Source organism: Hydrocarboniphaga sp. (assembly GCF_965279055.1).
In the GTDB taxonomy this organism is placed as follows: Bacteria; Pseudomonadota; Gammaproteobacteria; order Nevskiales; family Nevskiaceae; genus Hydrocarboniphaga.
Window position 1 is genome coordinate 4,028,713 of record NZ_OZ257125.1, and the last position, 25,556, is coordinate 4,054,268.

General features: G+C 66.0%; 28 protein-coding genes. 16 read left to right on the plus strand and 12 right to left on the minus strand.

Features of this window, described 5'->3' with window-relative positions; genetic code table 11:
- Positions 1 to 18 precede the first annotated feature (18 nt).
- Positions 19 to 1,062: a hypothetical protein gene (locus ACQZF9_RS18130; protein WP_428310365.1), complete on the plus strand. Its 1,044-nt coding sequence runs from the start codon at positions 19 to 21 to the stop codon at positions 1,060 to 1,062.
- A gap of 24 nt (positions 1,063 to 1,086) precedes the next feature.
- On the opposite strand, the gene ACQZF9_RS18135 is transcribed toward ACQZF9_RS18130, so the two are convergent.
- A complete protein-coding gene (locus tag ACQZF9_RS18135; protein ID WP_428310366.1) occupies positions 1,087 to 1,989 on the minus strand; it encodes a YihY/virulence factor BrkB family protein in 903 nt (300 codons plus the stop codon).
- Between the two features lie 138 nt (positions 1,990 to 2,127).
- Between ACQZF9_RS18135 and wrbA the strand changes: the two genes are divergently transcribed.
- A complete protein-coding gene (wrbA, locus tag ACQZF9_RS18140; RefSeq protein ID WP_428310367.1) occupies positions 2,128 to 2,730 on the plus strand; it encodes an NAD(P)H:quinone oxidoreductase in 603 nt (200 codons plus the stop codon).
- Positions 2,731 to 2,803: 73 nt separating this feature from the next.
- Here the strand turns inward: wrbA and ACQZF9_RS18145 are convergent, their stop codons facing one another.
- Positions 2,804 to 3,910, minus strand: a complete 1,107-nt coding sequence (locus tag ACQZF9_RS18145) for an alpha/beta hydrolase (RefSeq protein ID WP_428310368.1) — start codon at positions 3,908 to 3,910, stop codon at positions 2,804 to 2,806.
- A gap of 286 nt (positions 3,911 to 4,196) precedes the next feature.
- Here ACQZF9_RS18145 and ACQZF9_RS18150 point away from each other — a divergent pair, with 286 nt between their 5' ends.
- Together ACQZF9_RS18150 and ACQZF9_RS18155 are read left to right on the plus strand one after the other, a co-directional pair.
- Positions 4,197 to 5,150 (plus strand): diacylglycerol/lipid kinase family protein, encoded by a 954-nt coding sequence (locus ACQZF9_RS18150; RefSeq protein ID WP_428310369.1) that lies wholly within the window; start codon positions 4,197 to 4,199, stop codon positions 5,148 to 5,150.
- Positions 5,147 to 5,953, plus strand: coding sequence for a metallophosphoesterase family protein (locus ACQZF9_RS18155; RefSeq protein ID WP_428310370.1), 807 nt, complete (start codon positions 5,147 to 5,149; stop codon positions 5,951 to 5,953). The genes ACQZF9_RS18150 and ACQZF9_RS18155 overlap by 4 nt, the downstream gene beginning before the upstream one ends.
- 107 nt (positions 5,954 to 6,060) lie before the next feature.
- Here ACQZF9_RS18155 and ACQZF9_RS18160 read toward each other — a convergent pair whose 3' ends face one another.
- On the minus strand, positions 6,061 to 6,981 hold the full coding sequence (locus tag ACQZF9_RS18160; RefSeq protein ID WP_428310371.1) for an EamA family transporter: 921 nt from the start codon (positions 6,979 to 6,981) through the stop codon (positions 6,061 to 6,063).
- Positions 6,982 to 7,131: 150 nt separating this feature from the next.
- Here ACQZF9_RS18160 and ACQZF9_RS18165 point away from each other — a divergent pair, with 150 nt between their 5' ends.
- Complete coding sequence (locus ACQZF9_RS18165) at positions 7,132 to 7,449, plus strand: DUF1840 domain-containing protein (RefSeq protein WP_428310372.1); 318 nt, start codon at positions 7,132 to 7,134, stop codon at positions 7,447 to 7,449.
- Positions 7,450 to 7,544: 95 nt separating this feature from the next.
- On the opposite strand, the gene ACQZF9_RS18170 is transcribed toward ACQZF9_RS18165, so the two are convergent.
- Both ACQZF9_RS18170 and ACQZF9_RS18175 read right to left on the minus strand, forming a co-directional pair.
- Positions 7,545 to 8,447 carry a lysylphosphatidylglycerol synthase domain-containing protein gene (locus ACQZF9_RS18170; protein ID WP_428310373.1) on the minus strand — a complete coding sequence of 301 codons (903 nt, stop codon included), beginning with the start codon at positions 8,445 to 8,447 and terminating at the stop codon, positions 7,545 to 7,547.
- Positions 8,448 to 8,514: 67 nt separating this feature from the next.
- Positions 8,515 to 9,045 carry a pyridoxamine 5'-phosphate oxidase family protein gene (locus ACQZF9_RS18175; protein WP_428310374.1) on the minus strand — a complete coding sequence of 177 codons (531 nt, stop codon included), beginning with the start codon at positions 9,043 to 9,045 and terminating at the stop codon, positions 8,515 to 8,517.
- Positions 9,046 to 9,172: 127 nt separating this feature from the next.
- Here ACQZF9_RS18175 and ACQZF9_RS18180 point away from each other — a divergent pair, with 127 nt between their 5' ends.
- Positions 9,173 to 9,583, plus strand: coding sequence for a hypothetical protein (locus tag ACQZF9_RS18180; RefSeq protein ID WP_428310375.1), 411 nt, complete (start codon positions 9,173 to 9,175; stop codon positions 9,581 to 9,583).
- Positions 9,584 to 9,674: 91 nt separating this feature from the next.
- On the opposite strand, the gene ACQZF9_RS18185 is transcribed toward ACQZF9_RS18180, so the two are convergent.
- The 3 genes from ACQZF9_RS18185 to ACQZF9_RS18195 form a co-directional block, all read right to left on the minus strand.
- Positions 9,675 to 10,304 (minus strand): ferritin-like domain-containing protein, encoded by a 630-nt coding sequence (locus ACQZF9_RS18185; protein WP_428310376.1) that lies wholly within the window; start codon positions 10,302 to 10,304, stop codon positions 9,675 to 9,677.
- 176 nt (positions 10,305 to 10,480) lie between these two features.
- Positions 10,481 to 11,095 carry a peptide-methionine (S)-S-oxide reductase MsrA gene (msrA, locus tag ACQZF9_RS18190; protein ID WP_428310377.1) on the minus strand — a complete coding sequence of 205 codons (615 nt, stop codon included), beginning with the start codon at positions 11,093 to 11,095 and terminating at the stop codon, positions 10,481 to 10,483.
- Between the two features lie 96 nt (positions 11,096 to 11,191).
- Positions 11,192 to 11,398, minus strand: coding sequence for a SlyX family protein (locus ACQZF9_RS18195; protein WP_428310378.1), 207 nt, complete (start codon positions 11,396 to 11,398; stop codon positions 11,192 to 11,194).
- A gap of 22 nt (positions 11,399 to 11,420) precedes the next feature.
- Here ACQZF9_RS18195 and ACQZF9_RS18200 point away from each other — a divergent pair, with 22 nt between their 5' ends.
- The gene (locus ACQZF9_RS18200) at positions 11,421 to 12,272 is read left to right on the plus strand and encodes an NAD-dependent protein deacetylase (protein WP_428310379.1); all 852 of its coding nucleotides are present in this window, start codon (positions 11,421 to 11,423) and stop codon (positions 12,270 to 12,272) included.
- A gap of 51 nt (positions 12,273 to 12,323) precedes the next feature.
- On the opposite strand, the gene ACQZF9_RS18205 is transcribed toward ACQZF9_RS18200, so the two are convergent.
- Positions 12,324 to 13,172, minus strand: coding sequence for an OmpW/AlkL family protein (locus ACQZF9_RS18205; RefSeq protein ID WP_428310380.1), 849 nt, complete (start codon positions 13,170 to 13,172; stop codon positions 12,324 to 12,326).
- Between the two features lie 139 nt (positions 13,173 to 13,311).
- Here ACQZF9_RS18205 and ACQZF9_RS18210 point away from each other — a divergent pair, with 139 nt between their 5' ends.
- Positions 13,312 to 13,818 (plus strand): DUF1993 domain-containing protein, encoded by a 507-nt coding sequence (locus tag ACQZF9_RS18210; protein ID WP_428310381.1) that lies wholly within the window; start codon positions 13,312 to 13,314, stop codon positions 13,816 to 13,818.
- A gap of 127 nt (positions 13,819 to 13,945) precedes the next feature.
- On the opposite strand, the gene ACQZF9_RS18215 is transcribed toward ACQZF9_RS18210, so the two are convergent.
- On the minus strand, positions 13,946 to 14,521 hold the full coding sequence (locus ACQZF9_RS18215) for a TIGR04211 family SH3 domain-containing protein (protein WP_428310382.1): 576 nt from the start codon (positions 14,519 to 14,521) through the stop codon (positions 13,946 to 13,948).
- A 146-nt stretch (positions 14,522 to 14,667) separates the two neighbouring features.
- Between ACQZF9_RS18215 and ACQZF9_RS18220 the strand changes: the two genes are divergently transcribed.
- Complete coding sequence (locus ACQZF9_RS18220; RefSeq protein WP_428310383.1) at positions 14,668 to 15,678, plus strand: class 1 fructose-bisphosphatase; 1,011 nt, start codon at positions 14,668 to 14,670, stop codon at positions 15,676 to 15,678.
- Positions 15,679 to 15,766: 88 nt separating this feature from the next.
- Here the strand turns inward: ACQZF9_RS18220 and ACQZF9_RS18225 are convergent, their stop codons facing one another.
- Positions 15,767 to 16,639, minus strand: coding sequence for an oxidoreductase (locus ACQZF9_RS18225; protein ID WP_428310384.1), 873 nt, complete (start codon positions 16,637 to 16,639; stop codon positions 15,767 to 15,769).
- 124 nt (positions 16,640 to 16,763) lie between these two features.
- On the opposite strand from ACQZF9_RS18225, the gene ACQZF9_RS18230 reads away from it, so the two are divergent.
- From ACQZF9_RS18230 to ACQZF9_RS18250, 5 genes are all read left to right on the plus strand, one after another.
- Entirely contained in the window at positions 16,764 to 17,669 is a 906-nt protein-coding gene (locus tag ACQZF9_RS18230; RefSeq protein WP_428310385.1) for a LysR family transcriptional regulator, read from the plus strand.
- Positions 17,666 to 18,364 (plus strand): DUF4336 domain-containing protein, encoded by a 699-nt coding sequence (locus ACQZF9_RS18235; RefSeq protein ID WP_428310386.1) that lies wholly within the window; start codon positions 17,666 to 17,668, stop codon positions 18,362 to 18,364. The genes ACQZF9_RS18230 and ACQZF9_RS18235 overlap by 4 nt, the downstream gene beginning before the upstream one ends.
- A 197-nt stretch (positions 18,365 to 18,561) precedes the next feature.
- The gene (locus tag ACQZF9_RS18240) at positions 18,562 to 19,287 is read left to right on the plus strand and encodes a DUF1223 domain-containing protein (protein ID WP_428310387.1); all 726 of its coding nucleotides are present in this window, start codon (positions 18,562 to 18,564) and stop codon (positions 19,285 to 19,287) included.
- 52 nt (positions 19,288 to 19,339) lie between these two features.
- The gene (locus tag ACQZF9_RS18245) at positions 19,340 to 20,224 is read left to right on the plus strand and encodes an ABC transporter ATP-binding protein (protein ID WP_428310388.1); all 885 of its coding nucleotides are present in this window, start codon (positions 19,340 to 19,342) and stop codon (positions 20,222 to 20,224) included.
- Positions 20,221 to 21,774: a hypothetical protein gene (locus ACQZF9_RS18250; RefSeq protein ID WP_428310389.1), complete on the plus strand. Its 1,554-nt coding sequence runs from the start codon at positions 20,221 to 20,223 to the stop codon at positions 21,772 to 21,774. The genes ACQZF9_RS18245 and ACQZF9_RS18250 overlap by 4 nt, the downstream gene beginning before the upstream one ends.
- A gap of 27 nt (positions 21,775 to 21,801) precedes the next feature.
- Here the strand turns inward: ACQZF9_RS18250 and ACQZF9_RS18255 are convergent, their stop codons facing one another.
- Positions 21,802 to 23,364, minus strand: a complete 1,563-nt coding sequence (locus ACQZF9_RS18255; RefSeq protein WP_428310390.1) for an NCS2 family permease — start codon at positions 23,362 to 23,364, stop codon at positions 21,802 to 21,804.
- A gap of 147 nt (positions 23,365 to 23,511) precedes the next feature.
- Between ACQZF9_RS18255 and ACQZF9_RS18260 the strand changes: the two genes are divergently transcribed.
- Positions 23,512 to 23,907 (plus strand): thioredoxin family protein, encoded by a 396-nt coding sequence (locus ACQZF9_RS18260; RefSeq protein WP_428310391.1) that lies wholly within the window; start codon positions 23,512 to 23,514, stop codon positions 23,905 to 23,907.
- A gap of 124 nt (positions 23,908 to 24,031) precedes the next feature.
- A complete protein-coding gene (locus tag ACQZF9_RS18265; RefSeq protein WP_428310392.1) occupies positions 24,032 to 25,546 on the plus strand; it encodes a DUF4331 domain-containing protein in 1,515 nt (504 codons plus the stop codon).
- Positions 25,547 to 25,556 lie beyond the last annotated feature (10 nt).

Below are 25,556 nucleotides of genomic sequence, written 5' to 3' on the forward strand. Positions count from 1 at the left end.
TTACGAGGGGAGAGGCCGGTGAGCAAGACGACCAAGAAAAAATCCGGCGGCGTCGCCGCGGCGCTGCTCGATGCGCATTGCGCGTTCGTGATCGAGCAGCTGACCGGCGAGGCGCTGATGCCGCTGCTGGAGCAGGGGCTGGACGCCGCGCTGGCCGACGCGGCCAGGCTCAAGCTCAAGGACGTGGTCACGCCGAAGATGATCAAGGACACCACGCGCACCTACGCGGTGGAGCTGCAGCTCGGCGGCGGCGTGCCCGAGCTGGTCGGCGACATTGCGCGCGCGCTGCACGGCCACAAGATCCATCAGGCCACCACGTTCGGCGAGCTGATTTCGGACCATGCCGTCAGCCAGTACCTGGACAAGATTCTCGAGTTCAAATCCCTGCGCGAGAAAATTGCGCTGGAGCTGTTTTCCGGGCCACTGTACGCCGAGTTCGCCTCCGACCTGCTGTATCACGGCATCCAGGGCTACCTGTCGAACAATCCGCTGACGCGCAATATCCCCGGCGCCGGCTCGATGATGAAACTCGGCAAGCGGGTCATGAGCAAGGCGTCGCCGGGCCTGGAATCATCGCTGGAAGACGGGCTGAAGAAATACATCGGCAAGAGCGTCGAGGCGACGTCGAGGCGCAGCGTCGATTACCTGCTGCACCACATCGACGACGCCGCGATCAGGGATATGGCGCTGGACATCTGGGATCGCGTGCGCGAACTGCCGGTGGCCGTGCTGCGCGCCGACATCAGCAGCCTCGACCAGGAAGAACTGTTCGTGATCGGCTACGAGTATTTTCAGGAACTGCGCCGCACCGACATCTTCAGCACCTTGATCGAGGCGGCGATCGACGCGTTCTTCGACAAGTACGGCGACAGCACGCTGACCGCGCTGATCGACGACATCGGTGTGACCCGGCAGATGATGATAGGCGAAGCGCGCCGCTACGCGCCGCCGATCCTGAAGACCTTGAAGAAGAAGAAAATGCTGGACGCGACCGTGCGGCGTTATCTGGAGCCGTTCTATCTGTCGGGGCAGGTCGAGCAGATCGTCGCGGCGTCGGTTTAAGGCGGTCGCGGATGGGATCCGCTCCTACAGAGTTGCCAATGTAGGAGCGGACCCTGTCCGCGACTGCGCCAGCGATCCATGCCTGAGCGCATAGTGGTAGGTGAATTCGGCGCCGAGCAGAAAGATCTGCGCCGAGTAGTACACCCAGACGATCACCACGACCAGCGTGCCCGCCGCGCCGAACGACGATGAAATCGCCGCGGTGCCGAGATACAGCCCGATCAGGAACTTGCCGATCGCGAACATCAGCGAGGTCGCGGCGCCGCCGATCCAGACATCGCCCCAGGCGATGCGCACGCTCGGCAACAGCTTGTAGATCAGCGCGAACAGCGCGGTGATCACGCCGAAGCTGACGACGAAGTTGAGCAGTTGCAGCAGCACGGCGGTGCCCATCAGCCAGTGATTCCACAAGGTTCCGACCGCGGCGATGGCGGCGCTGGCGATCAGCGACACGATCAGCAGAAAGCCGACGCCGATGATCACACCCAAGCTCAGCAGGCGCTTGTGTATGAAGCGCATGATGCCGCCGCCGGTGGGAACCGGCGCTTTCCAGATGCGGTCCAGATCCGCCTGCAGCTCGGCAAACACCGTGGTCGCGCCGATGAACAGCGTGGCGACGCCGATGGCGATCGAGAACAGGCCGCCGGACAGGCTGCTGGAGCTGGTCAGGATCGCCTGAATCGCCTGCGCACCGTTGTCTCCGACCAGTTCGGACAGCTGTCCGAACAGCGCGCCGCGCGCGGCGTCTTCACCGAAGATCAAGCCGGCGATGGTGATCACGATCAGCAGTAGAGGCGCCAGCGACAGCATCGTGTAGTAGGCGATCGCCGCCCCCATGCTCGATGCATTGTCGTCCGACCATCCGACCACGGCGTGCTTGGCCAGGCTGCCGATTTCGCGGGGCGTGAGCAGGCGGCCGTTCGCCATGATTCGACTCCGATGCCAGGCGCGTTGCGCGATGGCCCACACGATAGAAGCGCTGCCTGAACTTCAACGATACGGCGGCAGTCTGTATTGGGCCGGTGCTTTCACACCGCGCCATCGGATAACAAGAAGGAGCTTCAAATGGCCAGAATCCTCGTGCTTTACTACAGCATGTATGGGCACATCGAGACGATGGCCGGCGCGATCGCCGAAGGCGCGCGCAGCGTTGCCGGCAGCACGGTCGACATCAGGCGCGTGCCCGACACGATGGACGCCGAGGCGCTGGCCAAGGCGCATGCGAAAACCGACCAGGCGGCGCCGATCGCCAGCGTCGACGAGCTGGCCCACTACGACGCGATCGTCTTTGGCGCGCCGACGCGCTACGGCAACATGTGCGGACAGATGCGCGTGTTCCTGGATCAGACCGGTGCGCTTTGGCAGAAAGGCGCGCTCGTGGGCAAGGTCGGCAGCGTGTTCACGTCCAGCGGCACGCAACATGGCGGCCAGGAGAGCACGATCCTGAGCTTTCACACCTCGCTGCTGCACCTGGGCATGGTCATCGTCGGCCTGCCCTATTCCTGCCAGGAGCAGATGGGCGTCGAGGAAGTCAAAGGCGGCTCGCCGTACGGAGCGAGCACCATCGCCGGCGGCGATGGCTCGCGCAAGCCCAGCGAAAAAGAGCTGGGGATGGCGAAGTTCCAGGGGCGGCATGTGGCGCAGATTGCGGCGAAGCTCGCCGCGTAGAGCAGGTCGCGGACAGGGTCCGCTCCTACATCGTCACCTGTAGGAGCGGACCCTGTCCGCGACGACGACTGCGCTAAATCCCGCCAGAAACCAGTGTCCTCGCCAGATCCAGATCGAAGCTCTCGCGTGGCCGCTCACCGGCAAACTGCTGCGCCTGCCGCGCTTTTTCGACGACCGCGGCCATGCCGAAGAACTCGTGCGCGACGCCGTGATAATCGCGGCGCTGCACCGATACGCCGTCCTCCTGCAGCGCCTCCTGCAGCATCGCGCCGTCGCTGCGCAGCGGATCGAGCTGCGCGTTGATGATCGTGACCGGCGGCAGGCCACGCAGATCGGCGCCGACCAGATTCAGCCGCGTATCGGCCTTGTCTTCCGGCGAACGCAGCAGCTTGTCGAGGAACCAGGTGATCATCGCCTTGTTCAGCGGCTGCGCGATCGCGTTTTCGATGTACGACGGCGTGCTGGTGCTGCCGGTCTGGGCCACCGGGTAAACCGATAGCACATGGCAGGGCGCGGTCAGGCCGGCGTCGCGCGCGGCGATCGCGGTCGCTAGCGCCAGATTGCCGCCGGCGCTTTCACCGGCGATCGCGATGCGCCCCGGATCGCCGCCGAAACTCGCCGCGTTGTCGGCGACCCAGCGATACGCGGCCAGCGCATCGTCCCAGGCCGCCGGGAAGCGATGCTCGGGCGCACGCCGGTAGTCCACCGACACCACGATGGCGCCGGCCTGCGCACTGAGGCCGCGCGCGCCGCCGTCGTAGACATCGAGATCGGCGATCACCCAGCCGCCGCCGTGGAAGTACACGACAACCGGCAGAGGCGTCGCGCCGGTGGGCGTGTAAATACGCGCGCGCAGTTCGCCAGCGGCGCCCGGAATCACCCGGTCGACACTGCTGACGCCGGGCACCAGCGCCTCTGGCGAGGGATCACGGCCCTGGTTGCGTAGTACGGCTTTTACCGCATCGGCCGCCGTCGGCTGACGCCGCGCCTGCTCGACGTCGCATTTCTCGATCGCATCCGGATCGAAGGCGAGGAAGGCGTTCATCACCTCCAGCATGTCGTCGTCTGCGCGGATTGTCGCGGTGACCTTGCCGATCGCCGCTTTCACTGCATTGGGTTTTCTGTCCTGCTCGTCACGATGCTCGTCGTTCACGGCGGCCTTGCTCCTGTCGTCGGACATCACACACTCCTTGTGTTGGCTACGTACCCGATCGCGTCCTTGCGATCGACTGCAGTAGCAAGCTAGGCCTGCGGCGCCACACTCGTGCTGAACTGCAAGGCCGTTTCACCGCGCGATCGACTCAGGGCTTTAGACAGCGGTTGATATCCACGCCGTGGAAGCCGGGCGCAGGCGCGGCGATATCGTTCATGCTGGATTCCAGGTCGGCAGCGTTGAATCGCGGTTTTCCGGGCGCGAGAGCGCGCCTTTGCCGTGCGCTAGCTCCACCTCCTAAGGCGATCACCGAATGCGGCCCGACGCACCCTGCTTCATCGTCTTCAACATCGGCTCGGGTCACGGCGATCCGGCGGCGGCCAAGAAGACCATCGCCGACGCGATGCGCCGGGCCGGTCGCGAGTTCGAGCTGCTCGAGGTCGATGATCCGAAAACCCTGCCGGACATCGCCCGGCGCGCGGTGCAGATGGCGGTGGAACGCGACGGCATTGCGGTGGCGGCGGGTGGCGACGGCACCATCAACACCGTCGCCGCCGCCGTGCTGGAATCGGAGCGGCCTTTCGGCGTGCTGCCCCAGGGCACGTTCAATTATTTCGGCCGCGCCAACGGCCTGTCGCAGAACATCGAGGAGTCGGTGCAGACCTTGCTCAGCGGACGCATCCAGCCGACACAGGTCGGGCTGATCAATGGCCGTGTATTCCTGGTCAATGCCAGCATCGGCCTGTATCCGCGCATTCTCGAAGATCGCGAAGTGTTCAAGAAGCGCTACGGCCGCCATCGCATCGTCGCGCTGTGGTCGGCAGCGAGCACCGTGCTGCGCCGTCATCGGCACTGGCTGCTGCAGCTGGAAGACGAGCGCGGCCGCGAGGCGATCCTGCAGACACCGACGCTGTTCGTCGGCAACAACGCGCTGCAACTCGAACAGGTCGGCCTGCCCCAGGCGCCCGATGTCGAAACCGGTTTTCTCGCCGGCGTGGCGATGAAGCCGATCAGCCGCTGGGGCCTGTTCCAGCTCGCGTTTCACGGCGCGCTCGGCCGACTCGCGCATGCGCACAAGGTCATCCATTTCGCGTTCCGCGAGCTGACGGTGACGCCGCTGCGGCATCATCACCAGCCGATGAAGATCGCCACCGACGGCGAGGTCGCCTACCTGCAACCGCCGATCAGGCTCGGCGTCGCGCCACAATCATTGCAGCTGCTGGTGCCGCGTGATCCGGCCGAGGCGGAAAAGGCGCGGCAGGCATGAGCACGCTGCGCTTCCTGCATTTGTCCGACACCCACTTCGGCACCGAGCAGGCGGCGGTTGCCAATGCCCTGCTGGCTCTGAACGCGGCGCAGAAGCCGCTGATGGCGATCCTGTCCGGCGACATCACCCAGCGCGCGCGCCGTGCCGAGTTCGCGGCTGCAGCGGCCTTCCTCGACTGCCTGGAAATTCCGGTGATGGCACTGCCGGGCAACCACGACATTCCACTGTTCAATGTCGCCGGACGCTTGCTGAGGCCTTACGGCAACTACCATCGCGCCCTGCAGACGCCGCTGATGCCGGAGTTCGAGACCGAGCAGTTGCTGGCGCTGGGCGTCAACACCACGCGCTGGTATCGGCACAAGGACGGCGAAGTCTCCGACGAGCAGATCGAGCAGATCGCGACGCGGCTGCGGTCGGCGCGACCCGGCCAGCTGCGCATCGTCGTCACGCACCAGCCGGTTCACGTCATCGAGCAGCGCGACGAGCACAACCGCCTGCACAACCACGAGGCCGCGATCCGCGCCTGGGCCGCGGCCGGCGCCGACCTGGTGCTCGGCGGCCACATCCATCTGCCCTACGTTCGCGACCTGCGCGAATCCTATCCAGACCTGTCGCGCAAGCTGTGGTGCGTGCAGGCCGGCACCGCGGTGTCGCGTCGCGTGCGCTTCGAGGCCTCGAACAGCGTCAACATCGTCGACTACGACACAAGCCGCCACGCCTGCCAGCTGCGGCGCTGGGATTTCAGCAGCACGCGTGGCGCATTCGAGTTGTATGGCGAGGTCGCGATGCGGCTGGACCGCTGATCCCGGGTTTCACCCGGGCTACGGTAGCCCGGGTGAAACCCGGGACTTGCCGTTGTCACGTGCACCTGCCCGACATCGGCGCGGCGTCGATGTCGGTGGCAGCCGCGCTACGGTTTGTCGATGTCCGCGGCGAGCGCGTCCGGCGCGATCAGCTCGGGCTTCTTCGCGATCAGCGGATGCAGGAACACCGCGCCGAGCACCACCGCGACACCAGCGTAGAAACTCGGGCCGAGCTCGCGCTGCTCGCCCAGCAGCAGCGCCGCCAGCACGATGGTGTAAACCGGCTCCAGGTTGATCGCGAGCTGAGCGGTGAACGCAGACAGCTGGCGCAGCGCGATCAGGGACAGCGTGAACGGCAGCAGCGTGCAGCCGATCGCCAGCAGCAGCATCCAGGCTGCATTCATACCTTGCGGCGGCTGCAGCAGGCGGGCGAAGCCGCCGTCGAACAAGGGCGCCAGCAGCGGCAGCAGCAACGCACCGGTGCCGAGTTCGATCGCGGTCACGGTCAGCGAATCGCTGTGCTCGGCGTAGCGCTTGTTCAGCGCGATGAAGAACGAAACGAACAGTGCCGAGGAGCTGCCGACGATCACGCCCAGGTGCATGCCCGCCGGCACGCCGCCGACCACCAGCGCGACGCCGGGGATCACCGCTAGGCCCAGCAGCAGCTCGCGCGGCTGGAACGGCCGTCGCGCGATCCAGGGCTCGATCACCGACAGGAACGCCGGCGCCAGCGCCAGGCAGGTGACCGCAACCGAGGCATTGGCGAGCTTGATCGCGCCATAGAACGTCAGCCAGTGCGCCGACAGCAGCACACCGACCCCGAAATAGGCGCCGAGCAGCCGTGGTGGCATCTGCCGCAGCTGGCGCCAGACTCGCGGCACGCAGGCCAGGCACAGCGCGACGATCAGCATGCGCCACCACACCAGCGCCAGCGCCGGCATCGTGATCAGCTTGCCGAGGATCGCGGTGAAGCCCCACAGCAGGACGCAGAAATGCAGCTGCCACTGGGCTTTGGCGGGAGGCGACATGGGGCGGGACGGCGAGGTGCGGGCGCGCAGCTTGCCGCGAGCCGCGGCCGATGGGAAGCCCGCGCGCGGCTGGCCGCGCCGGCGCGCGTCAGTAGCGGCTAAGCTGGGTGGACGATGCTCGCAGCCACGACAATAACAAGGAGCTTGCCGATGATCCGATTCTCATCCCCCGCCGCCGGCGACGTGCACATGCTGGACGAGCACGCCAAACAGATACTCGACAAGCTCGGCAAGACCTCGGGCGAGCGCGGCACGATTTCGCCGGACCAGATCCCGGCCGCACTGGAGTCGCTGCGCGCCGCGATCGCCAGGGACAAGCCGCAGCACGCCAAACCGGAAGACACCGACGACCCGGACGAGCGCCAGCGCCGCGAGCAGGACGTCGACCTCGGCCGTCGCGCATTCCCGCTGATCGACATGCTCGAGCGCGCGCAGAAGAAGAACAAGGAAGTCAGCTGGGGCCTGTGAGTGAGCTGTGCCGACTGTAGGAGCGGGCTTGCCCGCGACCGTGCCCGTGCCCGCCCAAGCATGAGTCGCGGCCAAGCCCGCTCCTACAGATTCAGCTAGACCGACGACCGCAAGGCCACCGGCCGCCAACGAGCCTTCGCCTCCAGCCCCAGATACACCAGCAGCGCGATCAGGCCCGGCACCAGGTAGTAGATCGCGCGGTACGCCAGCAGCGCCGCCAGGATCGGCGCCTCGGCCATGCGGCCGTCGAGCACGGTCAGGAATACCGCTTCGAGCACGCCGAGGCCAGCCGGCACATGCGTCAGCACACCGGCGATCGCGCCGAGCAGCAGCGCGCCGAGCACCATCGGATAGGCGATCTGGCCGCCGAGCAGCATCCAGACGATGCCGGCGATGCTCAGCCAGTTGGCCACCGACAGCGCCAGCTGCGCGAACGCCATCGGCGCATGCGGCAGATCGATGCGCAGGCCGCGGATGCGCCAGTAACGACGGCTGGAAAACGCGCACAGCGCCAGATAGGCCGGCGCCACCAGCAGCAGCCCGTAGCCGAGCAGCTGCAGCGCCATTTCGCCGAAACGGTATTGCGGCGGCAGCGACACCACACCGCTGACGAACACCGCGCCGGCCAGCGGCAAATAGCCGAGCCAGTTGCTCACCATCGACAGGCCGAGCACGCGCGTGATCGTCGCCGCGTCCAGTCCGTAGCGCGAATACAGCCGGTAGCGGAAGCCGATGCCGCCGACCAGCGCGCCCAGATTCAGATTGAAGGCATAGCTGACGAACGCGGTCGAGGTGACCGCGCTGGTCGATAAGCGGTGACCGGTGTAACGCCGGCCGAACAGGTCGAAACTGCAATACAGCGCATAACTCAGCACGCCGAACAGCGCCGCGAGCGCCAGCGCTTCGGCGTCGTAAGCGGCGAGCGAGGCGCCGACCTGGTTCCAGTCCAGCGCGCGGCCACGCTCGATCAGCAGCAGCAGCAGGCCGCCGAAAAACAAGGCCGTGAGTGCGCGACGCAGCCACGGCCATGCATGCTGCCAGCGCGTCGGCGCCGGCTCTGCGGCCTTAAAACTTGAGCTTGGCATTCTCGCCGAAGGCGTCCTTGTTGCCGGTCGCCATCGCCTTGGCGAAGGCATAGAGCTGGGTCACGGTATTGCTCGGGCCGTCCCAGTATTCGGCGCGCTCGGGTACGACCTTGAGCATCGCCACGTTCGGGTCCTTGTCGCCTTTTGGGAACCAGACGTCGATCATCTTGTTCCAGATTTTTTCCTTCATCGCGCTGTCGCGCACCAGACTGGCGTGGCCGGTGATCGACACGTATTCCTGGTCGCCGTGATTGGCATAGGCCAGGCAGACCTTGCCCTCGTGCTCGTTGACCTCCTGGGTTTTCGGCGACGCGGTGGCGACGACGAACCACAGGCTGCCGTCGTCGTCCATCTGCACGGTATGCAGCGGACGGCTACGCAGTTCCTGCGCGCGGTCGATGGTCGTGAACATGCCGACCTTGGCTTTTTCGACCAGCTTGCGCAGGTGCTTGAGCTGCTCGGCATTGGGCATGGTCGCGGTCTGTTGCGGCTGATAGTGCAGGTCATTCATCTGGGACTCTCCTTGTCTTGCGTTGTGCTGCGGGCCGCTCGTGCCGAGCGACTGAATTCATCTGGGTGCAGGTTAGGAGACGCTACGCTGCGGCACTGAAGCGACCATGAATTCACGGAGGAACACCATGAGCGAAGTGACGGAGAAAAGTCTGCACGAGCAGCAGGAAGACGGCGCCGACTTCGGCAACTTCTATCCCACGCATCATGTGCTGCTGGCCTTCGAGCAGAAGGCCCAGGCTGATGGTGCGCGCGACGGCCTGCGCGCCGCCGGCTTCGACGACGTTCGCGAGATCGACGACCAGCGCATGATCTCGGCTTCGCAGCACGGCCTGGATACCGCCAGCCTGATCGCGGCGATGGGGTCCTCGCTGAAAATGGTCGAGCTGCACAACACGCTGGCCAAGGAAGGCTGCCACTTCCTGCTGGTAAAAGCGGAGAGCAACGAGGACACCGAGAAGCTGATGACGGTGGTGCGCAAGGGCCGGTTCCGGCTGGCGCAGAAGTACAAGCGCCTGGTCATCGAAACGCTGGAGTGAGGGCTGCTTTTCTCGTTGCCCCGCAGGCGGAGGAAGGAGTAGTTCTTCAACAAAAAAGCCCGCTTTCGCGGGCTTTTCTTGCTGCATCGACTCAATGCTTGTTCAAGGTCTTCGCACTCAGCGGCGCTGCGGCAGGCTCGCCTTTCTTGCCGAGATCTTCGAGCATGGTGCTCAGGTCTTCGGCGTGCTCTTCTTCCATCGCCAGGATTTCTTCCATCATCCGGCGCGTGGTCGGATCGTCGGAGCCGATGAAGTTGGCGATTTCGCGATAGGTGTCGATCGCGATGCGCTCGGCGACCAGATCTTCCTCGATCATCTGTACCAGGCTATCGCCTTCGACGTACTCGGCGTGGCTGCGCGTGGCCAGGCCTTCCGGATTGAAGTTCGGCTTGCCGCCGAGCTGGGTGATGCGCTCGGCGATCATGTCGGCGTGGCCCTGCTCTTCCTGCGCATGCTGCAGGAACTCCGCGGCGATCGACTTGGCGTGAATGCCCGAGGCCATGTAGTAGTGATAGCGATAGCGCAAGGTGCAGACGATTTCGGTCGCCAGCGAGGTGTTCAGCAGCGCTATGACTTTTTCGCGATCGGCGCTGTAGCCGCCGGTGACCGCGCCGTCGCCCATGTGCTGGCGCGCGCGCTCGCGGATGATCTTGATATCGGTAAGAAACGGTTTTTTCTGCGCGCCGTTGTTCGTCGGCTGAGCGTTGTTATCGCCTGGCATGACACCCTCCTGGTATGGATTCGCGGAAAGGGTGCTGACAGCGTCCCGCCCGCCTGAGCCAGCATTCTCGGGCGGGCGGATGAATCCGGCATGAGCAGTTCTTTTTGTCTTCGCGCGCAGGCGGGAATCCGGCGGCGGTGACATCTCTGGATTCCCGCTTTCGCGGGAATGACAAGTCAGCGCTTCAGTTCTTCGCCGAAATACTTGCGCAGCTTGTCGACCTTGGGCAAAGCGACACCGGCGATATAGCCCTCGGTCGGATGCAGCGCCGCGTAGTTCTGGTGATAGCCCTCGGCGGTGAAGAAGTCCTCGAGTTTTTCCAGACGCGTGACGATGGGCGTTGCGTAAACACCGGCCGCGTCCAGCTGCTTGATATAGGCCTCGGCGATGCGCTTCTGCTCGTCGTCGGCGTAGAAGATCGCGCTGCGATACTGCGTGCCGATGTCGTTGCCCTGGCGATTGAGCTGCGTCGGATCGTGGGCGACGGCGAAGAAGATCCGCAGCAGCGCGCCGAGACTGGTGCGCGAGGGGTCGTAGGCGATCTGCACGACTTCGGCGTGCTCGGTACGGCCGGTACAGACGGTCTTGTAGTCGGCATCGTCGGCGCTGCCGCCGGAGTAGCCGTTGACCACGTCGAGCACGCCGTCGACTTCGCGATACACCGCTTCGACGCACCAGAAGCAGCCGCCGGCGAGCACTGCCAGCTTGCGCCCCGGCGCGCCTGCCGGCGCCTCGTCGAGTGCGGCGACGGGGAAATCCTTGGGGCTGATTTTCAGGCTGCTGCCGAACATGGGAAACTCCTGCGCAGTTTAATTTCGGATAGCGATGATGCGGCCGGAGCGCCGCCATTCAAGCATCGGTGGCATTAAGGGAACCTCAGACGTTCCCTAGTAATGCGGCGGCATCTCGTCACTGAGCGAGCCGCGCGCGGCGCCTTCGGGCTCGTTGGGCATGCGCTCGACGATGCGCTTCAGGCTCAGCTGCATCTGCTCGATCAGCCGCGATTGCCGCGCGATCTCGGTGCTCAGGGTTTCGATCGCGGCCTCCTGGTAGGACAGGCGCATTTCCAGGTCGACAAGGCGTTGTTCGGGCATGCCCGGTAAGCTCACAGGATCAATGGACGCACACCCTACACCGAGCCGGGGCGGCGACGACAGCAGCGCGCGACTCGCCGAGTTCATCGCGCGCCACCGCCGGCTGTTCGTGCTCGGCGGCGCCGGCTGCAGCACCGACTCCGGCATCCCGGATTATCGGGACGAGGCCGGCACCTGGAAGCGCCGCCCGCCGGTGACCTGGCAGGCGTTCACGCAGGAGCCGCTGACCCGCGCGCGCTACTGGGCGCGCAGCCTGGTCGGCTGGCCCCTGCTGGCGGCGGCGCGGCCCAATGCCGCGCACGCGAGCCTGGCGCAGATGGAGCGCGCCGGCCAGGTCGACCTGCTGGTCACGCAGAACGTCGACGGCCTGCATCAGGCCGCCGGCAGCGAGCGCGTGATCGACCTGCATGGGCGCATCGACCGCATCGTCTGCACCGCCTGCGGCGACGTCACGCCGCGCGCCGCATTCCAGCTGCAGCTGGCCGGACTGAATCCCGACTGGGCCGCGCTCAGCGCCAGCAGCGCGCCGGACGGCGATGCCGACCTCGAGGCACAGGATTTCTCCGGCTTCGTCGTACCGCAATGCCCGGTCTGCGGCGGCCGGCTCAAACCGGACGTGGTGTTCTTCGGCGAGAACGTGCCGCCGGCGCGGGTCGCCGAGGCGATGGCCGGGGTCGAGCGCGCCGACGCGATGCTGATCGTCGGCTCGTCGCTGATGGTGTTCTCCGGCTACCGCTTCGCCCATGCCGCGGCGGCGCGCGGCATCCCGATCGCGGCGATCAACCGTGGCGCCACCCGCGCCGATCCGCTGCTGGCGCTGAAGATCGAGCGCGGCGTCGGCGAGGTGTTGAGCGAGGTTTCGGCGCTGCTGTAGCCCGGGTGCAACCCGGGTTTCACCCGGGCTACAACAGCACTGCGCTCAGCGCTACAGGTCGAAGCTGTAACCCAGCAGCAGCGCCATCACCAGCGGATTCAGATCCAGGTTGGTGCTGCTGGTGGCGAGGCGGTCGCCGTTGGCGGCGTCGATCTTGATCTTGGCCTTGGTCGACAGCAGGCTCAGCGACAGCGAGCCGGACAGGCTCCAGCGCGGGCTCAGCTGCGCGGTCGCGCCCATGTTGAACACCGGCGCCCAGTCCGGCGTCGCCTCGGCGCTGACCGAGGTCGCACCCGGCGTCAGGTTGGCCAGCGCCAGCGTGCGGCCGAACTTGTTGTTCAGCTCGGTCTCGAAATCCTTGTCGGGCTTGATGTCGGTGAACCAGGTGTAGGTCACGCCCACGCCCAGGTAGGGACGCACCGCCTTGTCGGCGTCGCGGAAGAAGTAGCTCAGCATCAGCACCGGGGTCCACTGCGTGACCTCGGCCAGCGGGTTGAAGCTGGGATTGCCGAGGTCGACGTTGATCAGCGCGCCGGCCGGGCCGGTGGGCGCGACGGTGCCATTGCCATAGAGCTTGAACTTGGCCGGAATGCCGCCTTCCACTTTCAGCGCGAGATGGTCGGTCAGGAAATACGAGTAGATCAGCGCCAGCGTGTCGGCCGAGCTGACCTGCGCGCTGGTGCCGTCGGAGACGAAATCGCTCTGCACGCCGAGCAGCGCGGCGGCGCCGGGTCTGAGCCGCGTTTCCAGCGGCTCGCTGCTGTCGAGTGTATCGACATGAAACACGCCGATCTGCAGCAGATGGCTGCCCTGGCGCGCGGAATCGTCGGCGGCGAAAGCGCCGCACGCGGGGAGCAGCAGCACGCCGGCCGCGAAGGCCTTCCAGTATTGCATCGTCATCGTCAACGTCCTTGTCGTTTAAGGATCGGCTATGGAGTGATGTCGCTTACCCGCACGTGCCGCGGCCGCCTCTCGAATCGCACACCAGCACCGTATCGCGCCTATTATTGCCGCCTTGAATGATAAACGGGGAGATCACATGAGCTTGTCCATGTATGAAGCATCGGTTCCGGCGCTGTCGCGGATGCTCGACAATCTGCGCGGCATTCTGGAAAAAGGTGCGGCGCACGCCGAACAGCACAAGCTCGACGCGAGCAGCCTGACCACGTTCCGTTTGTATCCGGACATGTTCCCGCTGTCGCGCCAGGTGCAGATCGCGGCCGACATGGCCAAGGGCTGCGCGGCGCGCCTGGCCGGCGCCGATGTGCCGTCCTACGAGGACAAGGAAGTCACGTTCGCCGAACTGATCGCGCGCGTCGAAAAGACCGCGGCCTTCGTCAAGAGCTTTTCGTCATCACAGATCGACGGCAGCGAAGACCGCGAGATCGTGCTCAAGGGCCGCAACGGCGAGATGCGCTTTTCCGGCAAAAACTACCTGCTGCACTTCGTGCTGCCGAACCTGCACTTCCACGTCGCGACCACGTACAACATCCTGCGCCACAACGGCGTGGTGCTGGGCAAGCCGGATTTCATCGGCGGCGTGTGATCTTGTCTTGATTCCCTCTCCCTCCGGGAGAGGGTTAGGGTGAGGGCGTTCGAGCTTGGCGCTCACTCGGACACCCTCATCCGGCGCTTCGCGCCACCTTCTCCCGGTGGGAGAAGGGACTAAGGCTTCAAAGCTCGTTACGCCGCTTCCTGCGCCCGCCGCTGCGCCCCATCAGCGGCAGGATCAGCCCGAGCAGAATGCCGCCGCCGACCAGCGCCGCGCCGGTGACCAGCGTGCGGCGCTTGGCGCGCTCCTCGTTGGTGCGGATCTGCGCGTCCTCGTTCTGCTGCTGAGCGGTGGCCAGCTCGGTTTTCAGCTTTTCGTTGTCGGCGGCCAGTTCCATCGCCGGTCGCGCGCCTTCGAGCCGGGCCTGGGCGGCGTCGAGTTCGGCCTGCAGCGACTTGAGCTGGTTGCGGCTCGCGGTCAGCTCGGTCTGCAGGCCCTGGGTGCGATCCTTGGCCGCCGGCTGCGACGACAGGTAGCGCGCGGTGATCCAGCCGCTGCGGCCGTCGGCCGTGCGGATGCGCGCGAAGCTGGCCTCGCCGAGCGACTCGAGCACCGTCACCTTGTCGCCGCTGTTGACCGTGCCGACCGATGCGGCGTCGTTACGCGGGCCGTCGCGGACGGTGATGCTGATGTCATCTGAGATGTACTGCTGCTTGCCGCCGTCCTGGGCGCAGGCTATCGCGGGGAGCAGCAACATGCCCGCTAAAAAACACGTCCTTGTCATAGCGCCGGAGTCTAGCAATCCGTTCGCGGAGTGAACACCCACGCGCCGAGCGTGGCGACATCCGCTTACACTAGCGACCGACTCCCGTGTGCCCCCGAACCCAACGTCAGCCGACCACCATGAACCCGTCCAAAAAGCCGATTTTCCTGACCCAGTTCCTGATCGAGGAACAACGTAACGCCGGCAAGCTGCAGCCGAACCTGCGCCTGCTGCTCGAAGTGGTGGCGCGCGCCTGCAAGCGCATCTCGATCGCGGTCGGCAAGGGCGCACTCGGCGGCGTGCTCGGCGACGCCGGCACCGGCAACATCCAGGGCGAGGCGCAGAAGAAACTCGACGTGATCAGCAACGAGATCCTGCTCGAAGCCAACGAATGGGGCGGCCACCTCGCCGGCCTGGCCTCGGAAGAAATGGATCATCCGCACGCAATCCCCGACCAGTATCCGAAAGGCGGCTACCTGCTGCTGTTCGACCCGCTCGACGGCTCGTCCAACATCGACGTCAACGTTTCCGTCGGCACGATCTTCTCGGTGCTGCGCGTGCCCGAGGGCGTGACCCAGGCCAGCGAAGCGGACTTTCTGCAGCCCGGCGTCAAGCAGGTCGCGGCCGGTTACTGCGTCTACGGCCCGAGCACGACGATGGTGCTGACGCTGGGCAAGGGCGTCCACCAGTTCACGCTGGATCGCGAACTCGGCAGCTTCGTGCTGACCCAGCGCAACATGATGATCCCCGAGGACACCAAGGAGTTCTCGATCAACATGAGCAACCAGCGCTTCTGGGAAGAGCCGGTGCAGCGCTACATCAGCGAATGCGTGGCCGGCAAGGAAGGCCCGCGCGGCAAGGACTTCAACATGCGCTGGGTCGCGTCGATGGTCGCCGACGTGCATCGCATCATCACCCGCGGCGGCGTGTTCATGTACCCGATCGACAGCAAGACGCAGAAGCAGGGCGGCAAGCTGCGTCTGCTCTACGAAGCCAACCCGATGAGCATGATCATCGAACAGGCCGGCGGCGCCGCGACCACCGGCCGCGTCCGCATCATGGACATCCAGCCCGACAAGCTGCACCAGCGCGTGCCGGTGATCATGGGCTCCAAGAACGAAGTGGAGCTGGCGACGAAGTATCACGGCTGATTTGTAGACGGTGATGTCGCGGGCAAGCCCGCTCCTACAGCTGCTTTTGTAGGAGCGGGCTTGCCCGCGACCGTTTTCGGACGACGGTTCACGCCGCCGCAAAATCCGTCGACAGCGCAAGCTCGCGCCACTGCGCCAGCTCCTGCACGACCTGCGCGTTCTTGCTCTCGATGCGCGCCACCGTGTCACTGCCCAGCGGCAGCCGCAGCGGCGGATTTTCCGCATTGACCAGCGCCAGCATCGCCACCGCGAGCCTGGCCGGATCACCCGGCTGCCGGTGGTTGTAGTCGGCGGCCATGTCGCGCGTCGCGCCGACCGTTTCGTGATAGTCGCCGATCTGCTGGGCGACCTTGCTCAGCGAAGTCTCGTCGAGAAAATCGGTGCGGAAGAAACCCGGCTCGACCACGGTGACCCTGATGCCCAGCGGCGCCAGTTCCACGGAGAGTGATTCGCTGATGCCCTCGACCGCGAACTTGGTCGCGCAGTACACACCCCAGCCCGGAAACGCGGCCGAATAGCCGCCGATCGACGACAGGTTGATGATGTGGCCGCTGCGCTGCTCGCGCATCGCCGGCAGCACCGCGCGCGTCACCGAGAGCAGGCCGAAGACGTTGGTCGCGAACAGCTTGCGTACTTCTTCTGCGCTGGCCTCCTCGACCGCGCCGAGCAGGCCGTAGCCGGCGTTGTTGACCAGCACGTCGATGCGGCCGAACTGCTGGAGCGCACTGGCGACCGCGGCATGCGCCTGCGCGTCGCTGTTGACGTCGAGCGCGACCGGCAACAGGCGCTCGTGCTGGCCGAGACGCGCGGTCACGGTCTCCGGCTTGCGCGCAGTGGCGACGACCGCGTCGCCAGCGGCCAGCGCCTGCTCTGCGATCAGTGCGCCGAAGCCGCGCGAGGCGCCGGTGATGAACCAGACACGGCGCGGGACGCCAGAGGATTGAGCGGTGTTGGTGATCATGTCGAAACTCCTGGTTTGCGGGGCTTGAATCCGGCGGGCGCCGGGTGGTGCAACCAAGGTAGGCCTGGGCTATTGTTGAAACAATCCGCTGATTTTTTAACGAGCTACTGAGATATTTTCAGTAATGAGCCGACTATCCCCTGCCGATCTGTCCGCCTTTCTCGCGGTCGCGCGCCACCGCAGCTTTCGCAAGGCCGCGGTCGAGCTGGGCGTGTCGGCTTCGGCGCTGAGCCATGCGCTGCGCGTGATCGAGTCGCGCGTCGACCTGCGGCTGTTCAATCGCACCACGCGCAGCGTCGCGCTGACCGAGGCCGGCGAGCGCCTGTACGCACGCGTTTCACCGGCGTTCCGCGACATTGCCGACGCGATCGAAGACCTCAACGCGCTGCGCGGCAAACCGGCCGGCACCTTGCGCCTCAACGCCGGGCGCGCCGCAGTGCAGCTGGTGCTGCTACCGGTGGCGTCGCGCTTCCTGCAGGCCTATCCGGACGTCAGGATCGAGGTCGCGGTCGACGACGCGCTGGTCGACATCGTCGGCGCCGGCTATGACGCCGGCCTGCGCTTTGGCGAAACCATCGCTGGCGACATGACCGCGATCCCGATAGGCCCGCGTCAGCGTTCGGCGGTGGTGGCGACACCCGCGTATTTCGCGCGCTACGGCGTGCCGCAGACGCCGCACGATCTGGCGCAGCATCCCTGCATCCGCCAGCGCTTTCCGGGCGGCGCGCTGTATCGCTGGGAGTTCGAGCGCGGCGGCAGGCCCTTGACGATCGAAGTCGACGGCCCGCTGACGCTGAGCGACTGGGATCTGGCGATGGACGCGGCGCTGGCCGGCATCGGGCTGGCCTATCTGTTCGAAGCGCGAGTGCAGCCGCTGATCGATTCCGGCCGCCTGCAGCGAGTGCTTGCCGACTGGTGCCCGTACTATCCGGGCCTGTACCTGTACAGCCCGAGCCGGCGCCAGCAGCCGGCCGCGCTGAAAGCCTTCATCGATTTCATTAAACAAGACAACGGGGAGAATGCAGCATGACGACGCCGATGATCGACGCCGGTGGATTGACGCAGCTGGCCGAGAACCTGTGGATCAGCTCGATACCGCACCAGTTCATGGTCCTGCATATCGGCACGCGCATGACCGTGGTGCGCCTGTCGTCGGGCGACTTGCTGCTGCATTCGCCGATCGCCTTGAGCGGCGACCTGCGCCGCGCGATCGATGCGCTAGGGCCGGTGAAACACATCGTCTGCCCGAACATGTTTCATCACTCCTATGCCGGCGAAGTACTGCGCGCCTACCCCGGCGCTAAGCTGTATGGCCCGGCCAAGCTGCAGAAAAAACGCCCCGATCTGAAGTTCACCGCGACGCTGTCGGATACACCGCCGGCGGACTGGAACGGCGAGCTGCTGCCGACGACGATAGCCGGCAGCCTGATGGCCGAAACCGTGCTGTACCACGTTGCGTCACGCAGCCTGATCACCAGCGACCTGGTGGAAAATTTCCACGACAACGCGCATGCGTTCACACGCTGGTACCTGAAAGCCGGCGGCATACTCGGCAAGGTCGGCTGGCATCCGCTGCTACGCCTGGTCTACGTCAATCGTCGCAAGGCGCGCGCGAGCCTGGAGCAGATTCTGGCGCTGCCTTTCGATCGCGTGATCGTCGCGCATGGCGACATCATCACGACGGATGCCAGGGAGACACTGCGGCAGGGGATGAGCTGGTTGTAGGGCGTCGGTCGCGGACAGGGTCCGCTCCTACAACGGCGGCTCTTCCTGTAGGAGCGGACCCTGTCCGCGACCGAGAAATCGCAGCGATGATCGCGCCCGGTCCGCGAACGCCGCGGCAGAATGAGCGGACGCGCGGCCATGTCGCTGTCGGCGTCAAAGCGATTCAATGGGCCATGCCTGGATCAATCCGAATCACCATGAATCGTCTGCTCGCCCTCGCCGCTCTCGCCTTCGTCGGCAACGCCGCCGCCGCGCCGCGCACGCCGGTGATCCTCGAACTGTTCACCTCGCAAAGCTGCTCCAGCTGCCCGCCGGCCGAAGCGCTCGCGGGACGCCTGAACGCCGAGCAGCCGATCGCCGGCGTCGAAGTGCTGGTGCTCGCGCAGCACGTCGACTACTGGAACGACATCGGCTGGAAAGACCCGTATTCGTCGGCGTCGCTGACCGACAGGCAACGACGATATGCCCAGACGCTGGGCCAGCCGAGCCGCGTCTATACACCGCAGGCGATCATCGACGGGCGCCTTGATGCCATCGGCAGCGACGAGTCCGCGGTGATCGCGGGGCTCAAGGAAGCGGCCACGCATCCGCACCAGATGCTGCAGTTCAGCGTGGCGCGCAGCGCCGACCAGCTGAGCCTGACGCTGGCGCCGATCGACAGCCGCAACGAAGCCCTGCGCTACCAGGTCGCGATCGTCCAGGACGGCATCGTCACCCCGGTCGGCAGCGGCGAAAACGGCGGACGCACCTTGCGCGAGGACGGCGTCGTGCGCAGCCTGCAGACGGTCGATCCGAAATCACCGCCGAAACTGTCGCTGCCCAAAGCGAGCGGCGGCAGTACCTTCCGCGTCATCGCGTTCGCGCAGCAGAAGCGTGATGGCCGCATCGTCGCCTCGGCGCAGCAGCGGGTGCCGGCGAGCTAGTCAGCACTGCTGCGATCAAGGATGATCGCCGGCACTGCCATCGCGTGCCGCCATGACCTGTGAACTGACCATCGAAGCACTGCACTACCGCTATGCCGGCGGCAGCGACGCCGTCGCCGACCTGAACCTGCGCCTCGGCCCCGGCATCGTCGGCCTGCTCGGCCCCAACGGCGCCGGCAAATCGACGCTGATGCGCATGCTCGCGACGCTGATCAAGCCGAGCAAGGGCCGCGTGCTGTGGGACGGTGTCGATATCGCGAAAAATCCCGACGCGCTGCGTGCGCAGCTCGGCTATCTGCCGCAGGATTTCGGCATCTACGAAGCGCTCAGCGCGCGTGAATTTCTTGCGTACCTCGCCGCGGTGAAAGGCCTGCCGAACGCCAAGGCGCGCGCGCGCATCGACGAGTGCCTGGCGGCCGTCGGCCTGTCGGAAGCCGGCGATCGGCGGCTCGGCGATTTCTCCGGCGGCATGCGCCAGCGCATCGGCATCGCGCAGGCACTGCTCAACGATCCGCAGCTGCTGATCGTCGACGAGCCCACGGTTGGCCTGGATCCGGAAGAGCGCCTGCGCTTCCGCCATCTGCTGACCGATCTCGCCGGGCAAAGACTGGTGATCCTGTCGACGCACATCGTCTCCGACGTCGAGGCCAGCGCCACCGATCTGGCGGTGATGGCCAAGGGCCGGTTGCGATTTCACGGCGCGCCGGAGCAGCTCGTCGCGCAGGCGCAGGGCCATGTCTGGGACTGGCTGGTGGCGGACACGCGCGTTGCCGAAATCCGCACGCAACATCAGATCAGCAGCTCGCTGCGCCGCGCCGATGGCAGCGTGCGGCTACGCGTGGTCGGCGAGCGCTCGCCGTCCGACGAGGCGCAGGCGGTCGCGCCGGATCTGGAAGACGCCTACCTGTGGCTGCTGACGCGCGTAGACGCCACATGAGCGCGGCGCTGCGTCGCTTCAACGCGATCCTGATCGCCGACCTGCGCCAGCGCTCGCGCGCGCTGCGTTTCTGGGTCGTGCTGGCGGTGATCGCGGTGCTGACCTGGTGGTGTTTTCCGTCGCTGCAAGCCGGCTACATGACGGTGAGCCTCGGCAGCGGTGTGCGCGGCTACTACTCCAGCGCCTGGGTCGGCATGGTGCTGGCGCTGATGTATTCCACCGCGCTGTCGCTGTTCGGCTTCTATCTGGTGCGCGGCACCCTGGTGCGCGACTTCGATACGCGCGTCTGGCAGTTGCTGGTCGCCACGCCGATGACACGGCCCGGCTACCTGCTGGCGAAATGGGCCAGCCATCTGCTGGTGTTCATGCTGATCATCCTGATCGGCCTGGTCATCGGTGGGTGCGCGCAGCTGTGGCGCGGCGAGGATAACAGCCTGGACCTGATCGAGCTGTGCAAGCCGGTGCTGATCCTGAGCCTGCCGGCGATGGCCGTGACCGCGTTCTTCGCGGTGCTGTTCGACCTGGTGCCGGGCCTGCGTAAAACCCTGGGCAATGTGCTGTATTTCTTCGTCTGGATGACGATGTTCATCGCCGCGTTTCCGCTGCTCGACGAGCGCCTCAACCACGGCGCCCGCAGCTGGCTCAGCGATCCTGGCGGCACCATCATCGCGATGCGCGATCTGCGCGATTACCTGTCCGTGGTGGCGCCGCAGGCTCGCAGCTTCGGCATCTCCATCGGCTCCAGCCCTTACAGCGGCGAGCCGACGCTGTTCCAGTGGACCACCTGGCCGCTGCACGCGAACGATCTGCCCGGCCGCGCGCTGTGGCCGCTGCTGGCGATGGTCGGCGTCGTCGCGCTGTCGCCGTTCCTGGACTGGGCGGCGTCGCACACGCAGCGCGAGCACATCGGTAAAAAATTTACCGGCCGCGCACTGGCCTGGCTCGATCCGGCGCTGCGCATCATCGAAGGCGGCCGTATCGGCATGATGATCGCGGCGGAGCTGAAACTGGTGCTGCGGCAGCGCGCGCTGTGGTGGTGGGCGGCGCTCGCCGGCGTGATCGGCTTCCAGATTTTCTGCAACGAGCAGGGTCTGGCGCCGGCCTGCATCGCGGCGTGGATCATCAGCGCCGACGTGTTCGCACGCGCGATCCTGCGCGAGCGCGAAACCCACACAGGGCCGCTGCTGTTCACCGCCGCCGGCGCGACGCGGCAGCTGCTGACGGCGCGCATCGTCGTCGCGCTGCTGCTCGCGGTGCTGCCGGTGCTGCCGTCGCTGATCCGCAGTTTTGCCATCGGCTGGCTCGCGCCGATCGCGCTGCTGCTGACCGCGGCGCTGGTCGCGATCGCCGGTCTTTCGCTAGGTGTTCTGTGCCGCAATCCACGGCCGTTCGAGCTGCTGCTGGTGCTGTTCGGCTACATCGGCGCCCAGGGCCAGAGCACCTTGAATCCCTTCGTCCGACCCGGCGCCACGATCGAGCAGCATCTGCTGTTGCTGCCCTTGTTCGCGGCGCTGTTGCTGGCCCTGTGGCCGCGGCTGACCCGCACGTAGCCCGGGTGCAACCCGGGCTGTACCCGACTAGGTGTGCGCGCTGTCGTCGGGCCGGGTCAGCCAGCGCGCCGAGCCGAACACCGCCGCCATCAGCGCATAGCCGATCACCCAGTTCCAGCCTGGCTGCAGCGCCAGCTCGGTATCGGCGAAGCCGTAGCGATAGCCGTGCATCAGTCCGGTCACGGACAGGGCCGCCGCGATCAGGCACCACAGCGCCGCGCGCAGGAACTGGCGCTCGATCACCGCGACGGTGGTCGCGGCAAGAATCATCGCAGTGAACACCACGCCCTGCTCGAGTGCGAACGCGCCGCCGATGTAGACGTCGCTCTGCAGGAACTTGCCGATCAGATCCGGCGAGAACGCCAGGCCACCGGCCGTACCGACACCGGCCGCATGCAGGCCGGACTTGGCCATCATCGCGCCCCAGGTCGCCAGCCCCGGCAGGATGCCGATCACCACGGCCGGCGCGTGATGCCGCGGCGTTGCCTGGAAGGCCTGCGAGGTCATGACGATGCCAATCCACAGCAGGATCGCCATGCCCGCTTCCACCGGCACCAGATAGGTGAACACCGACAAGGTGCCGGTGAGACACAGCAGCGCGACGACGATGCCGGACAATGCCGAGTAGCCGGCGCGCGCACCCATCGCCTTCCAGCCCGGGTGGCCGATGTACAGCGTCGTCGGAAAGCAGGAGCCGAACACCGCAGCTGCGATCGAGCCGATGCCGTTGACCGCCAGCGACGAGCGCGTGTCGTAGCGGTCGCCTGCGGCTTCAGCCGACTCCAGGTTCTGCATCGAGCCGACGACGATGATCAGGCCCATCGGCACGATCACCGCGAAATACGTCAGCAGGAAATCGCCGCGGATGCCGGCCAGCAGATCGGCCAGCACCGGCAGCGGCAGATGCAGCGCAGGCATCGGCGGCGCGGCGCCGGTCGGCGCCAGCCCGGTGCCCCAGGCCAGCGCCGTGCCGAGCGCTACGGCGACCAGGCCCACCGGCAGGCCGCCGCGAAAACGCACGCGTCCGAAATAGCCGAGCAGCACCACCGCCAGCGTCGACAGACCCACCACCGGATGCGCATACGCGCGGAACAGGAAGCCCAGCGCGATGAACGCCAGCGCCAGCCCGGCGAGTGTCGACAGCAGCGCCGCGCGCGGCGTCGCGCGCCGCATCCAGTCGGCGACGAAACAGGCGAGCACTTCGATCACGCCGCAGCTGAAACAGGCGAGCAGTCCGGCCTGCCAGGCGACACGCGCCGGATCGGCCGCGCCGGCGGCCTGCGCCGCGAGCTTGGCCGGCAGCATCACCAGGAACACGAATGCGAACACCGTGACCGCGTTGAGGCCGTATGGCAGCGCACAGACATCGTCGCGTCCCTCGGTTCGCGCCAGGCGCAGCGCCTGCCAGCTGTAGTACAGATTGCCGACCAGCAGCGACACCGCGGCGCCCGGCAGAATGTGGCCGAGCAGCAACTCGTCGGGAAAGCCGAGCACGTAGCGGCACAGGCCGGACAACACCAGCAGCATGATCAGATTATCCAGCGCCAGGCCGAACAGGCCATCGACATCACCGCGAACGAACAAACGCATTTCCCGATCTCCGCTGAATCCGAAAGCATGGTCTAGATGCAAGCACTGTACGCAGGCGCCGTTCCGGTGAACGCGCTGGCATACCGCGGCGCTTCAGCTGCATTGTCTAATACAGGCGATCGACCCGACTCGCCACGGAGACATGCCATGAAATCCTTCACCCGGCTGCTGCTGCTCGCCGTCAGCCTCGCTGCCACATCGGCGCAGGCTGCCGAATTCCTGCCTTACACCGACGCAAAGTTCGCCGAGCTGAGCAAGGCCAGCAAGCCGCTGGTGCTCGACGTGCACGCGGACTGGTGCCCGACCTGTCGCGTGCAGCAGCCGATGCTCAAACAGGTGGTCTCGGCCGCGCCCTACGATCAGTACACCGTGCTGGTGATCGACTACGACAGCCAGGCCGACGTGCGCGCTCGTTACAAAGTCGAGCGTCAAAGCACCCTGATCGTGTTTGCCGGCAAGCAGGAGCGCGGTCGTGCCACCGGCTATACCGATCAGAAGAGCATCAGCCTGCTGTTGAACAAGGGTCTCGACAAGATCCCTTGAAGCGGCGCCGTAGCATCGCTGTCGAAGCGCAATGCCGAAAGGCCGCATCCAAGGCTGAGGACCGCGCGTAGGACTGGGGGCTGATTCAGCTCCAGGAGGGGAAAATCCCATGCGCAACTTTAAAATGAAACCGCTCGTCGTCGCGGCGCTTTGCACGACCTCGTTCGCTGCCTTTGCATCGAGCCATAAAGAAGCGCCCTTGATTGGCGGCATGCCGCGAGTCGATGGCACCGATTTCTACATGTTCCGCAGTTACGAGCCGGGCCGTGACGGTTTCGTGACATTGATCGCCAACTACCAGCCGCTGCAGGATCCGGGTGGTGGCCCGAACTACTTCAAGCTCGACCCGAATGCGCTGTATGAAATCCATGTCGACAACAACGGCGACGCGGCCGAAGACCTGACGTTCCAGTTCCGCTTCACCAACACCTACAAGGGTCTCGGCGTGCCCACCGGCGCACCGACCGGCAACGTCGCCGTGCCGCTGACCAACATCGGCGCTGTCGATGCCAGCGGCGCCAACCTGAACGTGACCGAGAGCTATTCCTTGACCCTGGTGCGCGGCAATCGTCGCAGCGGCACCGCGACGCCGGTCACCGACGGCGAAAGCGGCTCGGCAACCTTCGCCAAGCCCAGCGACAACATCGGCAACAAGTCGATTCCCGACTATGCCAGCTACGCCAACGGCTTCATTCGCCCGATCGCGATTCCGGGCTGCGCCACTCAGGGACGCGTGTTCGTCGGCCAGCGTCACGAAGGCTTCGTCGTCAATCTCGGCCAGGTGTTCGATCTGGTCAACCTGAATCCGCTGGGCGCGCGCGATTCGGCCAGCAACGCGATCTACGACAAGAACGTGACTTCGCTGGCGCTCGAAGTGCCTAGCAGCTGCCTGATCGCCAACAGCGATCCGGTGATCGGTGCCTGGACCACGGCTAGCCTGCGCCAGTCGCGCGTGCTCAACCCGTCGCCGACCGGCCCGGTCGCCAGCAGCAAGGGCAAGGGTCCGACGATCGAAGGCGGTGCCTACACGCAGGTGTCGCGCCTGGGTTCGCCGCTGGTCAACGAAGTCGTCATCGGCCTGCCGGACAAGGACAAGTTCAACAGCAGCGAGCCGAAGAACGACGTCGCCAACTTCGGCACCTACGTGCTGTATCCGACCTTGCCGGTGCTGGTGAACGTGCTGTTCAACGTGCCGCCGCCGGCGACGCCGCGCAACGATCTGCTCGCGGCCTTCGTCACCGGCATCACCGCGACCGTCAACGGTGCGTCGTTCAAGTTCACCTCGCCGGCCAACCTGACCGTGCCGGGCGAGATGCTGCGCCTGAACACCGCGGTGGCACCGACCCCGGCCGCCAGCCAGAAAGATCTGGGCTTCCTCGCCTGCGATCTGGCCGGCTTCCCGAACGGCCGCCGCCCGGTCGACGACGTCGTCGACATCGAGCTGACCGCAGTGGAAGGCGCGATCACCGCGGAGAACGCGCTGAATCTGCAGACCTGCGATGTCAGCGGGGCAACGCCGACGGTCAAGAATGCCGGCGCCGTGGTCAACGACGGCGCGCTGCCGAACCCGGCCGATTACCTGACCGTTTTCCCGTATCTCGGCACGCCTTTGCCGGGCAGCGTCAGCGCCGCGAACTAGGAGCCCGATC